The organism is Treponema sp. OMZ 305 (assembly GCF_024181325.1).
Lineage (GTDB): Bacteria > Spirochaetota > Spirochaetia > Treponematales > Treponemataceae > Treponema.
Genome location: NZ_CP051300.1, coordinates 441,840 through 455,704 on the forward strand (window position 1 = coordinate 441,840; position 13,865 = coordinate 455,704).

At 45.0% G+C, this 13,865-nt stretch carries 13 protein-coding genes; 6 read left to right on the forward strand and 7 right to left on the reverse strand.

What is annotated here, in order from left to right; genetic code table 11:
- Nucleotide 1: 1 nt before the first annotated feature.
- Nucleotides 2-1,468: a tetratricopeptide repeat protein gene (locus tag ABK01_RS02025; RefSeq protein WP_253676063.1), complete on the reverse strand. Its 1,467-nt coding sequence runs from the start codon at nucleotides 1,466-1,468 to the stop codon at nucleotides 2-4.
- Between the two features lie 227 nt (nucleotides 1,469-1,695).
- Here ABK01_RS02025 and ABK01_RS02030 point away from each other — a divergent pair, with 227 nt between their 5' ends.
- Nucleotides 1,696-3,717, forward strand: a complete 2,022-nt coding sequence (locus ABK01_RS02030; protein ID WP_253676064.1) for a hypothetical protein — start codon at nucleotides 1,696-1,698, stop codon at nucleotides 3,715-3,717.
- Between the two features lie 166 nt (nucleotides 3,718-3,883).
- Here the strand turns inward: ABK01_RS02030 and ABK01_RS02035 are convergent, their stop codons facing one another.
- The 4 genes from ABK01_RS02035 to fusA form a co-directional block, all read right to left on the reverse strand.
- On the reverse strand, nucleotides 3,884-5,020 hold the full coding sequence (locus ABK01_RS02035; protein WP_253676065.1) for a hypothetical protein: 1,137 nt from the start codon (nucleotides 5,018-5,020) through the stop codon (nucleotides 3,884-3,886).
- Between the two features lie 12 nt (nucleotides 5,021-5,032).
- The gene (locus ABK01_RS02040; protein WP_016522731.1) at nucleotides 5,033-5,200 is read right to left on the reverse strand and encodes a hypothetical protein; all 168 of its coding nucleotides are present in this window, start codon (nucleotides 5,198-5,200) and stop codon (nucleotides 5,033-5,035) included.
- A 468-nt stretch (nucleotides 5,201-5,668) separates the two neighbouring features.
- Nucleotides 5,669-6,352 carry a hypothetical protein gene (locus tag ABK01_RS02045; RefSeq protein WP_253676066.1) on the reverse strand — a complete coding sequence of 228 codons (684 nt, stop codon included), beginning with the start codon at nucleotides 6,350-6,352 and terminating at the stop codon, nucleotides 5,669-5,671.
- A gap of 10 nt (nucleotides 6,353-6,362) precedes the next feature.
- Entirely contained in the window at nucleotides 6,363-8,453 is a 2,091-nt protein-coding gene (fusA, locus tag ABK01_RS02050; RefSeq protein ID WP_253676068.1) for an elongation factor G, read from the reverse strand.
- Between the two features lie 204 nt (nucleotides 8,454-8,657).
- Between fusA and ABK01_RS02055 the strand changes: the two genes are divergently transcribed.
- Nucleotides 8,658-9,635 (forward strand): helix-turn-helix domain-containing protein, encoded by a 978-nt coding sequence (locus tag ABK01_RS02055; protein WP_253676070.1) that lies wholly within the window; start codon nucleotides 8,658-8,660, stop codon nucleotides 9,633-9,635.
- A 7-nt stretch (nucleotides 9,636-9,642) separates the two neighbouring features.
- Here ABK01_RS02055 and ABK01_RS02060 read toward each other — a convergent pair whose 3' ends face one another.
- Together ABK01_RS02060 and ABK01_RS02065 are read right to left on the reverse strand one after the other, a co-directional pair.
- Nucleotides 9,643-9,918, reverse strand: a complete 276-nt coding sequence (locus ABK01_RS02060) for a BrnA antitoxin family protein (protein ID WP_016522727.1) — start codon at nucleotides 9,916-9,918, stop codon at nucleotides 9,643-9,645.
- Nucleotides 9,884-10,177, reverse strand: a complete 294-nt coding sequence (locus ABK01_RS02065; protein ID WP_016522726.1) for a BrnT family toxin — start codon at nucleotides 10,175-10,177, stop codon at nucleotides 9,884-9,886. The genes ABK01_RS02060 and ABK01_RS02065 overlap by 35 nt, the downstream gene beginning before the upstream one ends.
- Nucleotides 10,178-10,358: 181 nt before the next feature.
- On the opposite strand from ABK01_RS02065, the gene ABK01_RS02070 reads away from it, so the two are divergent.
- The 4 genes from ABK01_RS02070 (at nucleotide 10,359) to ABK01_RS02085 (ending at nucleotide 13,790) form a co-directional block, all read left to right on the forward strand.
- Nucleotides 10,359-10,976: an MptD family putative ECF transporter S component gene (locus tag ABK01_RS02070; protein ID WP_212565867.1), complete on the forward strand. Its 618-nt coding sequence runs from the start codon at nucleotides 10,359-10,361 to the stop codon at nucleotides 10,974-10,976.
- 5 nt (nucleotides 10,977-10,981) lie between these two features.
- Nucleotides 10,982-11,647 carry an energy-coupling factor transporter transmembrane component T family protein gene (locus ABK01_RS02075; protein ID WP_212565868.1) on the forward strand — a complete coding sequence of 222 codons (666 nt, stop codon included), beginning with the start codon at nucleotides 10,982-10,984 and terminating at the stop codon, nucleotides 11,645-11,647.
- Nucleotides 11,648-11,665: 18 nt separating this feature from the next.
- Nucleotides 11,666-13,270 (forward strand): ABC transporter ATP-binding protein, encoded by a 1,605-nt coding sequence (locus ABK01_RS02080; protein ID WP_212565869.1) that lies wholly within the window; start codon nucleotides 11,666-11,668, stop codon nucleotides 13,268-13,270.
- 292 nt (nucleotides 13,271-13,562) lie between these two features.
- Nucleotides 13,563-13,790, forward strand: coding sequence for a NifU family protein (locus tag ABK01_RS02085; protein ID WP_253676072.1), 228 nt, complete (start codon nucleotides 13,563-13,565; stop codon nucleotides 13,788-13,790).
- The last annotated feature ends 75 nt before the right edge of the window (nucleotides 13,791-13,865 follow it).

Consider the following 13,865-nt stretch of genomic DNA (forward strand, 5'->3'; position numbering starts at 1 on the left):
CCTATTTTTTTGCCGTAGTATCCGTATTCGCAGTAAGCTCGCTTACCGCAAGCCGGTATTCAAAAAAGTTCGGAGTCTGGGTTGTTTTGATTTCGAGCAGAACTTTTTCGGCAAGATGTCCTTTACCTGCCAGCCGATAGAATTCAGCCAGATAAAAAAACTTGCGTAAGCGTTCCGTTTCATCTTTTTCTTTTGTGATGCGGTTATTGACATCACTATCACCGGCAAAGTCGATAAAGAGGCGGCATAGATAGTAATCGGTTTCGTGTTTTGTGCGGTCTATCGTTTTAAGATATTTTGACATAAAATCTTTCGCTTCTTTTTTCTTACCCATTTTATAGCTGCATACCGTTGCGGATAGTGCATAATAGACATTTGTGGGAGCATAACGCAGGGCGTTTACAAAGGCGCGGCGGGAATCCTCCCAATCTTTTTTTTCAAACAGTAAAATACCGAGACCTTCATACGCAAAATAATATTGCGGGTAGAGTTCAGTTACTTTTTTATAATGTTTTATCGCATCCTCTTTATTGCCGAGGTCATCGTTTAAGCCTGCAAGGTAAATATGGATAAAATATGAATCGGGAACAAGCTCGATGGCGCGGTTAAATGCGGCAAGCGCTTCTTCTCTCCTTCCTATTTGCAGATTATAAGAACCGAGGTCTGTCCAGTGGGGAGCAGCATCAGGCTCCAACTCAATCGCTTTTTGTATATCCTCAATTGCTTCCGCCATGCGGTTTGTTTCTGATTTTATCCGCGCTAATTCGGCAATTGCAAGGCTATTCTTCGGTTGATATTTCAAGGCTGTACGGTAGCATTGCTCTGCCTCCGGCATCTTATTATCCAAATAATATACCTTACCGCACCAAATCAATGCTTGAATGTTATCCGGATGCTTTTTTAAAATTTTGCTGAATGTTTCTCCTGCTTCTTTGTAGCTGCCTTGATTGTAAAAATCGACGCCTTCTTCCTGTAATGCCTGTACGTTATCGGGATCGAGTTTTAATATCTTTTTTAAATAAGTTTTCCGCATTTTTTTGTCGTTTTTTGCCTGCGCAACCATTGTCATTGTATACAGTACATTGAGGTCATTGGGATATCGTTTTTCCAGAGCTTTTGCCGTCTCCTCCGCATCCTTTATCCGACCGGTTGAAACGAGTACCGCTACTTTTAAATTCTGTATGGAAAGGGAACCTCTGTCTTCTTCGGGCAGTGTGTCAAAGAGCGCAATTGCTTCATCCGCTTTTTGTTCATTTAATAATGTGTTGAGCTGCTGTCCGAATATAACTCGCGGAGGAATTTCTTCAGGAGCTTCCGCCGTACTGCCGACGGCTGCGGTTTTTTCGGATACTTTCCGGTTAGACTGTGTATGAGGCTTTGCGCTCTGTGCGCTCAAGCAGAAAAGCGTACCGATAATAAGATAGATACATACGGCTTTTTTTGAAATACTTCTATACAAATGTTTCATGAAAACTCCTACGGAACGGTGATTAACTAAAACTAAAGGAACTGCTCAAAGACTTTCGCTTTTGCATAACCCCGCTAGTCTACCCAAGTTTTTCAATCTGGTCTAGCGGTTATGTTAAACAGTTGTACATCCGTGTACACTTTTAATGATGTGACAACGCAGATGCATCGTATATTTGCAAAGGGAAGGATTGCAATTATTATCCCCTTTTATTAGACTAACAGCCTATGAAGCATATTGTCGGCAGAGTAATTGCGTATACCGTTCTTTATTGTAGTGTTATTTTCGGTATTTTTGTTCTTCAGTTTACCAAAGGACAAACTTTTTCTTTAACCTTAGGCTCTATGGCCGTTACAGGCAGACAGGAGCGCACCGAAGCGGGTGAAACGCTCCCTCTTTTACCCCTTCATGTCGTCTCGAATGGGCTTGATTTATATATTAGCGAACAAAATCCCGTCTATGCCGTAGATGCAGCGGACACGATTTCTCCTTTGCGTATACTATCTTACCAATTTTATGAAACGGAAGCGCGTTTTTCGGTACACTGCTCTGATGATGTGGTTATTTCATTTTTTTCAGAAAAGCGGGGTGAAGTTGATAGCCTATTGGTTGAAGCCGTGCTTCCCGAAGGAATAAAAAGCGTATTGCTTCCGTGGAAGATTACTCAAAATGCCGGTATAGAGCGTGCCGACGGCAAGATTTTTGTGCGTTCCGGTAAAAAACAATACACGTTTACCGGCAGCTTCGGGTTTGACACGGATGGGGAAAATACGGCGGCACAATTAGAAGGGCCTCATCTGGTACTCGCAAAGACACAGCCGATTGCCTCTTACAAAACCTATTTACCGCTTGAAGAGCTCGATATCACAACTATCCCATCGATGGTACAGGCTTCTGCGGAATCATATACGGCAGCGCTGAACACTTTTTCCTCAGCTGTCATCCACGCGGGTACACAGGCGCTTTCAGCTAAACGGATAACGGAGAAAACGTTGACGGCCTATATTGCCGAAATGGGACAGCGCGGCAAATTCGCCGGAGCGATGGAAGCTGCCCCTGCTCAAACGCTGGCACGAAACGTTCGAACATATCTTTCAAATCCTTTTTACAATAATGTGCAGGAAACCCATGTAGGCTTAGCGGCTGACGATACAAAAAAAAGAGAGTTATATGCTGCCCTTATCACGGATAATTCGCTTGAAATTTTTGAACAAGACAATTTAATACCGTTTTTAACCGATCGCGGCTCTAGGCGCAGCATAGAAGGTTTATTCCGCTTGATAGGAAAGCTGGATGCTGCGCAGCTTAATGCACGGCAGGCTGCGGGCGTGTTGGAAATATGGCTCGACTGTACGCATTACTATCCTGAACAAAAGACATTGTTTGAAGATTTGCTGCCGTTGTGTGAGAAAAAAATTACCGACGCTCTGCTGTTGATCGATGAAGGGTTGTACTTGAGTAATGACGGTACGTATATCGACAGCGTTGCCGCTTTAGCTTCCGCACGGATATTGATGCGATACGGAACAGAGCAATCTTCGGTATGGCAGTCCGTTGCCCGGATGCTGGTAACTTCTTTATTAAGATACTCAGGAGAATCGGCCGGGTTGCCCGTAGGGTTTACCGTAACCGGCAGCAAATCGACACAGCTGGTAATTACGGCCGATGACAGTGGTATGCTGGATGCCGGAATGCTCTATCCTTTGCTAAAGCCGGATAACAGTTGGTATCCTCATGCACAGTCGCTCGCGTTGCAGGCGGAAGCCGGTATTTGGGCGTGGACTTGTGCGCAGAACATCGAGGTTTTGGAAAACACTTCAAAAACCTTAGTATTGCGGATTCGCTTTCCGGAAGGACAATCTCACTATCTTACCTTGCACGGTATTAGGCCGTTCTATCGAATTGAGATGTATGGTATTCCGTTTAGGAGCGATGCCCGTTTTGAAATGTATAACTCCTCCGGCTATGCCTATAATGCAGGAAGTAAGATTTTATACTTAAAGATGAGACATAAGAGCGAATACGAAACAATATGCCTCTCGCTCGGTTCGGCTCCGCAGGAGCCTGCTTCCGTGCGGACTGCCCCGTCTGCTTCCGGTTCAAATACAAATGCCGGAGCTGCTCCGTCTACGGTTCCTTCATCCTCCGATCAAGCGTCCTCTAAACAAACGCCGGAAACGCAAGGAGCCGCAGCGCCTGTATCGGTTCCGCAACCGGAAAATTCCGCTCAACCGGAGGATGCAGAGTAAACCTGTTCCGAGACTTCCGTTTCGGAACAGGCTATCTTGAAATGCGATGTCTAAAATCGTGCTAACGAAAATTTGGGGCACCGGCTTTTGTACCGGCGCCCTGATTGATGTTCATTCAGCCGGCGGGCTTGTAACTTTTTGCAGTTTTTAAAGATTCTCAAAGGCCTTATTCCGTCCATTTACATGAAGCAACAGAGCTAAAGGCGCTTGTATTATCATCGGTGTTATAACCGTCGGCGCTTTTTACCCAGAAATAATACGTCGTACCGGAAACGAGATGGTTGTGCTTTGCATACACTCGCGTAGAGTTGGTTAACACAAATCTATCAAGCACTGTTGCAGCCGATATATCATCCGCCGTTCCCCAGTATACATGATAATAAGCGCTTCCGGTGGAATCCCACGTAAGCTTTATTCCCGAATATTCTCCGGTGCCATCTTTTGCAGCGGTAAGGTTTGCCGGTACCGGTAAATTTTGGTGAACAAAATTATAACTCACGACAGAGCTAAAATCACTTGCGGCACTCGTAGCAAGAAATCCGTTGGCGCTTTTCACCCAGAAATAATATGTACCGGAAGCCGAAAAAGTCTTAGAATAACTTGGTGATAAAACCGTGTCGCTTAATAATATGGCAGATGCCGTATCATTGGTTGTCCCATAATAAACCCGATAGTATTTTGCTCCGGTTGTAGTCCAGCTCACTGTAACCGTATTGAGCTTTGATGTTGAAAGCTCTATTTGTACGTTAGACGGTACTTGCATGTCCGTATACGTAAACGATAATGAGGCAACATTACTAAAACTGCTCAAACTGCTTGATGATGTAAAATCGTCGGCGGCCCTTACCCAAAAATAGTACGTCCCTGTCGTCGATAATGTGGTGGAGTACTGTGATGATGAAAACGTATAATCGGTCAAAACTTTTGCCGTAGCTGAATCGTTGCTTGTGTTATAATAAACCCTGTAGGTTTTTGCGCCGGTACTTGTCCACGAAATAGTTATTCCATTCACTGTATTACTATTAAGTTCAACCTTTACATCCGTCGGCGCATACGCCCCGTTTGCAGTAGGTGTCGGTGTCGGCGTAGGCGTCGGAGTAGGAGTAGGAGTAGGAGTAGGAGTAGGAGTAGGTGTTGGTGTTGGTGTTGGTGTTGGTGTTGGTGTTGGTGTTGGTGTTGGTGTTGGTGTTGGTGTTGGTGTTGGTGTTGGCTTCGAATTATCAACAGATCCTTTGCACCCAATCGCGAGGCAGAGTAATAAAATAGCGCTTATAACGGAGATATATTTTTTTATAACTTTCATTATCAATATCTCCTACTTACTCTGCCCGTTGTTATTAGGCGCATGATTCGGATTCAACTGAGCGCCGCGATTACCTTGATTTTTATCATAGGTAATATTGGTTCCGTTAGTTCCTTTGTTGGCATTTTGGATATCCGCAGGATGATTCTTTCCCGCCGGACGTTTTGTCGTATTCGGCATTTTTGCCCTCCTTTTTCGTTAAGTTGTCCCAAACTATGGAATTGATTCATGTTTAGAACTTTTCTTCCATTATACCCCCCCCCCCCCCCTCAAAAGTCAAGAGAAAAACAAAAATGAGCTGGGGAAAACGCATCAGGCCGTTTTTTTAACAGCCCCGCGGAAAAATTGAGACTATTCGAACAGAACTGCCAAGGATGGCATCGCTAAACAATGTACATCCTTGTACATTGTTTAGCTTCGAGTTTTCCTGATGAAAAACTCGATACTGTTTGGAACCACTGACTTCCTGTCAGTACAGCGATGTTTTGTGCGCGCACAAAACTCGCCTTCAACTGTTGTACACGGATGTACAACAGTTGAAGATGGTTCAAATGGTCACCGCATAAAAAAAGCCCTGCCGAACGTAATCGACAGGGCTTTCTGCAATAGTTTTTATAGCTACGGCACTGAGCAGGGCTATAAGGAAAGTTATTTTTCCGCTAAAAGCATTGTTTTGGTGTCAAGCTTGCAGCCGGTATCAAAATTCGCTTTACCGCGGGCTTTCAGCGCGTATATTTTAATCGCTTCCGGCGACGGTTCCAAATACAGGATAACATCAAGATCGTTGGCATAAGGCTTTAAGTCGGGGTGGATCGCCTTTTCGCGTACATCGGCGGAAGCCGTATACCAGACGAACATACCGGTTTCTTTTGCAAAAGCTTTTATTTGTTGAAGCGCTTCGGGGACCGCTTTAGAAAAATCGAAATCATCGATCATCAGCGCTGACGGCTTGGAACCTACTTCAAACAGCGCCTTTACGGTCTTGATAATCTGGGTTGTGCGCACAATGTCCTGATTAAAATTAAGAACAATGCGCCGTGCGATAACTTCAGATTTTAATTCGGCAGCTTTTTCAAGGTGTTTTTTCTCGGCTGTTTCGTCAAACATATTGTTATACCATGTAATGGCATAATCGGTTTGCTGACTGAACGAGATATGTACAATCGGTTTACCTTGCAGCAGCTGATCCAATCCGAGCTGAACCAGCATGGAAGTTTTTCCAACGCCTCTTTTCGCTGTTACAATACCGATTTCCCCCGGCTGTAACGCTCCGCCGAGCGCTTTCTCAAAATTACGAACAGCGCTGCGTTCGATTAAATCTTCTTTAACCATTTTCCGCCTCCTATTTTTGTTGTTCCGCTTTGCGTTTTTCTTCGTACGCCTTAATTAAAGTCTCCGTAACACTCTGGGGAGCTTTGCCGTACTTCGCAAATTCCATCGAGTATTCTGCTTTACCCTGCGTTGAAGAGCGCAAAATGGTTGAAAATCCGAACATTTCGCTTAACGGGACTTCCGCATCAACGCGGGTAAACTGTTCATCCTCAGTGGACGAAAGTATTATACCACGACGTTGGTTAATAAGTCCAAAGATATTTCCTTGAAATTCTTGCGGGCCTTCGATTGAAACCTTCATAATCGGTTCGAGAACGATCGGATTGGCTTTTTTGTACGCTTCGCGGAAAGCGCCGATAGCTGCTGCTTGGAATGCCATATCGGAGGAGTCAACCGGGTGTGTTTGACCGTCGTTAATGGTAACCCGTACACCGACAATCGGGAAGCCGATAAGGGTTCCTTTCTTTACTGCTGTTTTAAAGCCTTTATCGCAAGACGGAATGAATTCCGAAGGAATGGCGCCGCCCTTAATCTGATCGACAAACTCGTAGTCTTGTTCGGAGATGGGTTCGATAAAACCTGCAACACGGCCGAACTGACCGGAACCGCCCGTCTGCTTTTTATGAGTATAGTTAAAGTCTGCACGCTGGCTGATTGCTTCGCGGTAGGCAACCTGCGGCATACCGGTTTCTACCTCGCACTTGTATTCGCGGCGCATTCGTTCGATATATACATCCAAATGGAGTTCACCCATACCTTGAATAATCGTTTCGTTCGATTCCGGATCAACGTATGTGCGGAAGGTCGGGTCTTCTTTGGTAAAGCGGTTTAATGCCTTGCCCATCTGGTCAGCGGATTTTTTATCCTTGGGGGTAACCGAAAGCGAAATAACCGGATCGGGAACGAACATGGAACTCATGGCGTAGTTGAGGTCGCCGCCGCAGAACGTATCGCCCGATGCACATTCGATACCGAAGAGCGCAACGATGTCTCCCGGGCCGCCTTCGGAAATATCTTCCATTTCGGCAGAGTTCATACGGACAAGACGTCCAACCTTGAACTTTTTGCGTGAGCGGGTGTTGTACAATTCACCGCCTTTTTTCAGCGTTCCCTGATAGATACGCACATAGGTCAGCTGACCGTATTTTCCATCCTCCAGCTTAAAGCCGAGCGACACAACCGGATCATCGGGGTTGGTGCTCAGTACAACCGGCTCTTCGTTTTTATCCAAATCGAGCGCCTTATTGGTAATTTCCGTCGGATTGGGTAAGTAGTAGGTAACGGCATCGAGCAAGGGCTGGATACCTTTGTTTTTATAGGCTGAACCGAGGAATACCGGTACAAATGCTTCTTTTAAGGTTCCTGCGCGTACTGCTGCACGGATCATCTCTTCCGTTTCGGCGCCTTCGAGGAAGGCTTCTGCAAGCTCATCGGAGAACATCGAAGCCGCATCTATCATTTCTTCACGGTATTTTTTTGCATCATCAAGAAGGTGCGCAGGAATTTCGGCAACGCGGAGCTCGGTGCCGCTGTCGCCTTCAAAGTACAGCGCCTTCATTGTTATGAGGTCGATAACGCCTTCGAGTTTATCTTCCAGACCGATCGGGAGCTGCATCATATAGGCATTGAGACCGAGCTTTTCGCGCAGCTGCATCCGTACCTTTAACGGATTAGCACCGGTTCTATCGCACTTGTTGACAAAGGCTATACGCGGAACATGATAGCGTTTTAGCTGGCGGTCAACGGTAATAGACTGAGATTGTACACCGGCAACGGAACAAAGTACCAAAATAGCGCCGTCCAAAACGCGCAACGAACGTTCAACCTCAATAGTAAAGTCAACGTGTCCGGGCGTGTCGATAACGTTAATAGTGTGATCCTTCCATTGTACCTGCGTCGATGCGGACTGAATGGTAATGCCGCGCTCCCGCTCCAATTCCATATTATCCATAACGGCGCCGACACCGTCTTTTCCGCGTACCTCATGAATGCTATGAATACGGTCGCAATAAAATAAAATACGCTCTGAAAGGGTTGTTTTTCCCGAGTCGATATGCGCACTTATACCGATATTTCTCATTTTTGAAATATCACTACTCATAATTCTTCTACCTCATTTCTAATAGATTTTTTTACGTCACAAAAACCGACAGCTAAAAATATCAATTTTCGTAAGCTACCTGTAAGCAAGATTATAAATTATACAGGAAACGGTTTTTGATTGCAAGAGTAAAGTTTTTTAAATTCATTTTTTATTGACATATATAGAGATTGTATATACTCTTAAAAAAATTGAAGGCCTAATATGACATCTTGTGCGCACGCAACCGAATGGCACGGAACACGCGCCGCTATTGTATCTAATACCAATTTGATAACGGAATACGCTATTGCCTGCGATACACCGAACGGGCGTATGAAAACTTTTCATTTATTCCCAGGGATTGATTATGCACTTACAACTTTTGAAGCGGTCTCATGTGATTACCGAAAAGAGCCGGTACCGAATATTCTGGAAATAGCCTATTGCAAGTCTGGTCGATTTGAATGCGAATATAAAAGCGGTTACTTTACATATATCGGTGAAGGTGATTTTGCCATCGGTGTTTTGGAAGCTCAAACGGAAAAGCCTTATTTCCCGTTAGGATATTACACCGGCTGCACAATCATTATCGATGTCAAAAAGACAGGTATGATTTTTCAGAATACTATCGAAGGCATATCCATTGACCTAGCGGCACTACTACAAAACTATTGTCCCGACAATAAATGTGCAGTTATTAAAACACCGCCAATGCTGCTCCGTATATTCAATGAATTATATGAAGCATCCCAAGATTGCCGCTTTCCCTCTGATACAACAAACGGCTACCTGCGGCTGAAAGTTTTAGAGCTGTTGTTTTTATTGCAGCACTATAAACCGCAAAAGCAGTCTGCGGCACATACCTGTTTTTCAGGAGTATATATAAAAAAGATAAAAGCGATTAAAGCTGATATTACGGAACACTGGAGCGAAAATCCGCGGTTAAAAGATTTGTCGCAAAAATACGGCATCGGTTTAACGGTAATGAAAGACTGTTTTAAAGCAGTGTACGGAAAACCGATTTATGCTTTTCAAAAAGAATACAAAATGCAAAAGGCGGCGCAGCTATTATACACTACGGAAAAATCGATTACGGAAATTGCCTCCCTAATCGGATACGAAAACCCGAATAAGTTTTCTTCCGCTTTTAAGAATACATTCGGATGTTCTCCGCGGGAATACCGGCAGGATAATTTATAATTTATAATTAAAAATAATGAGAACTGACGCCGTTTCTAATCCAGTCGTTTAATCTCGTTTGCCATCCTTTACCGCTTGCTTTGAGTGACTCCAGTAGATCCGCATCAATTCTAATGCTTAACACTTTTTTTTGGGGTTTCCACATATTTTTATTGACAAGATGGCTGGGTTTCATTTGTGCTATTTGTTCATCGGTTAGTTCCGGAATATCGGAAAAATCGATTTCGCTGTCAGGAACCGCGTGAGCTTCACAAGTTGCTATAAATTGTTCTAAGTCTGTCATAATAAACACCTCGCTCTTTATTATTCGCTTTTCGCGCAGAAATCAATCGTATTGTTCCATTTCTGTCCGTATACACAACCGCTAAGACAAGATATTTTGAAGTAACGCCATAACATATATATCTTGCTTCTTCTGTAGTCGAATGAGCGTGGTCAAAAAACTCAATGAGATTCGGATCATTGAAAATCTCTGAAGCTTCAGCAAACGATATGCCATGCTTACGGATATTCAGTTCGTTTTTTGTTTCGTCCCATTCCATAAAGTAATACTAAATTGTATTACTTTATGTGTCAAGACACATACCAATTCGATAGCTGGTAAAACAAAACTTTCACGGCTTTTTGGATAGGTTTTGACTGAATGGAGTGGAAAACAGCTGTTCATTGCCGCTATAGTATTCTCTTGAGTTAGCAGATGTTAACTCAAGAGGAGGAACTAATATGGAAGTAAAAACAGACGGTTCAGCACGGCTGCGGTTAAAGGATATTATCACACTTTCGATTTTTAATATCGCGATGCTGGTGATTATGGTTATCGTTAAGATGGTGATGACAATAGCGGCAACGCCCGCACTCGATTACCTTTTTTACGTCGGCGTGATGGCTTTTTTCTGCGCACCGCTCTACATTGTTATGTCAAACAAAACGGCGAAACACGGAACATTCCTTGTAACGGCAATTTTTTGCGGATTGATGATGGCTGCATTCGGCTCGGCATGGTTTTCTGCAGTGATGCTTGTAGTAGGTCTCATCTGCGAGCTTTTGATGCTTGGTAATAATACCTACAAAAATCCGGTGCGGAACGGTATCGGCTATGTGGTATATTGGACGCTGTACGCATGGGGCAGTTCAATTCCGCTGTTCTTTTTTAAGGAGCGGTATTTGAAGAGCTTAGGAGATTCATATACCGAAGAAGGGAAACAGGTGTTGATTCGTTTTTACGGTTCGCTCGATATGATGCTGCTTATCGGTTTGATTTCGGCGGCGCTTGCGGCCGCAGGATTTTGGATCGGTATGCTGTTTTTCAAAAAACATATTAAAAAAGCAAAGTTAGCGTAAAGTCAGTGCGGAATCTCGACCCTCGAACACACCTTGTTGTTATGCTGTGCGCCACGTCTGTTTGGTTTTTCTACGAGCGGATTGGACAAATGCATTGCCTGTGCCTGCTGGCAGGCTGTTATCTGCTGCAGGTGAAGGAGGGGCGGACGGCAGGGCGTTTGTGCTTTTTCTATACTATTCTCCAAGTACTTGCCCGGATCTGTGCGCCGCATACAGCGCTGCTCTATGTGATCCTGCATACCCTTGCCCGATCAATTCCGCTCGTGATGTTCGCTGCCGCCATTGTAAAAAGCAATCCGAGCAGGCTGATGGCAAGCTGGCAAAGCCTGCATATTCCTAAGTCCGTGACGATTATGCTCTGTATGATGATGCGCTTTTTTCCGGTACTGCGAAAAGAGATGGCATCGATTCGAGAGGGAATCAAAGCACGGAGCTTGTTTCCGCATTGGCATGATTATGTCCGTCATCCGGTTGTTGTGTATGAAAGTTTTTTTGTTCCGTTTACCGTTCGCTGTTTAAAGCTGTCGGCAGAATTGGGTGCAACGGCGGAACTGCGCGGTTTGGACGCTCCTCAAAAACGAAGCAGCATGTATGCCGCTCCGCTGTCTGTCTACAACTACCTTACGGTTGGACTATACGGTACCGCAATGGTTCTCATTGTCATTGTGTAAAATACGGTTGCGATGTCTATGATTACGTTTTGTGATGTATCGTTTTGTTATGGGGAAGCGGAGCTTGCGGCAGGGAATCGGCAGGATGCTTGCATTGAGGGAATGTCCTTTGATATACGGGACGGGGAATGCGTTATTTTGTGCGGAAGATCAGGGGCGGGGAAAAGTACTGTGTTGAGGCTGATCAACGGTTTAGCTCCGGCATTTTACGAGGGAACACTGCATGGTTCGGTGCTGGTTGCCGGGAGAGAACCTGCGTCTATGCCGCCTGAGCAGCGAGTGCAAACATTCGGGGTTGTGTTTCAAGACCCGCGCAGTCAATTTTTTATGAACAGTGTGCAGGATGAAATTGCGTTTTCCGCAGAAAATATCGGCATGGAGCCGATGTACGTGGAAGAAAAGGTACGAGAAGCGGCTGTACTTCTTAACATAGAGCCGCTGTTATGCCGAACCGTTGATACCCTATCGGCAGGGCAAAAACAACGGGTAGCGATTGCAGCAGCGCTCATTTTATCGCCTCAAATCCTGATTTTGGATGAGCCTATTTCCAATTTGGATTCGGATGGTATTGAAATTCTTACCGGTCTTTTGGCGGAGATTAAAAAGCGGGGAACAACGATTATCATCAGTGAGCACCGGCTGCACACATTTTTAGGAATTGCAGACTCATTTTTGCATATCGAAAACGGCAGGGCTGCACACCGGTGGACAGCAGATGAGTTTTGCCGTTTGCAGGAAGGTGAGCTACGGCAATTCGGATTTCGCTATCCCGGTATGGCGGAGTTATCTTTGCGAACAAATCACATTCGTACAACGGAAGCGATAGGACAACCTGAAAGCGCCGCACTAAAAGAAACACCGAAAAGAGCCGCAGCAGTAGAAACGTCAACACCGGATCCGGCTGTAAAATTACCGGAAGCGGCAAAAATAGAGCCGGATGTATCGCGAGCTGCTTTATGTGTGTCGAATGTAACGTATTTATACCGGAATGGACGGTATACGGAATGTCACGGCGAAGACGGTTCCGGACGGGCAATGGAATGCGGTATACGGAATATCAGCCTTACGTTTCCGCAAGGCAGCGTTACTGCTCTAACCGGAGAAAACGGCGCCGGTAAAACTACCTTGTGCAAGGTACTGTGCGGACTGTTGCGGCAGCAGAGCGGCAGTATTACCCTGCATGGACAGAAGCTCTCGTGTGCACAGCGGCGGCGTATGAGTTATTTTGTGATGCAGGATGCCGATTATCAGCTGTACTCCGACAGCGTCATCAATGAGCTGCTACTGGGGAGGGGAGCTTCGCAAGATGTGAAAGAGCGCGCGGAAGAAGCGCTTGAGCTATTCCGCTTGCAGGCGGTACGGAACCGGCATCCTGCATCGCTATCCGGCGGAGAAAAGCAGCGGGTTGTAATTGCCGCGGCGTATTGCTCGGAAGCACAGCTCTTTGTGTTCGATGAGCCGACCAGCGGCATGGGCGGCGAAGGGCTTTTGAGTATGGCACAGTGGGTTGATGCTCTTGCACAGGCGGGGAAAACCGTTGTCATTATCACCCATGATGAGCTGCTGAGTGAAATGGCTTGTGATTATAGGATAAGGGTGAAGGCTGCCATAGCTATTTCTTAAGGATCGCCCGCGCAGCTTTTACGACAGGGTGCTTCTCATATTAACTGCACTGTTGATAATTACGGCGATAGAATAAAATGTCATGGTGTTGATGCCCTATACTTCTATCTTGTCTATAGTATAAAATCCGCTTAATCTGTAACTATTGCTGCTAGATACGGTTGATAGCGTATCAGAGTTCTTTTAACAATCGGATGTTTTAAAGATGTTTACTCTATAAAGATTTCTAGTATATAATATGCTAATATATAATATGATAAGCGCATTCTGCGAGCGCAACAAAGGAGAAAATATGACTACAGTCGAACAAATTCAGGAAGCTTTAGGCGTTATTCGCCCCCATTTGCAGGCGGACGGCGGTGATGTTGAGTTCGTCTCATTATCTGATGACGGCATTGTTTCCGTCCGGTTAAAGGGAGCATGTGGTTCCTGCCCGATGGCTTTGATGACATTAAAATCCGGAATCGAAGCTCAATTAAAAGAATCCTATCCTGATGTAAAAAAAGTTGTCTCCGTTTAATGGGAACCTCTAAGAAACTAACCGAGTTTTTAGAGATGCTCAAATATTTTTGCATTGTCCCGGTCTTGATATACT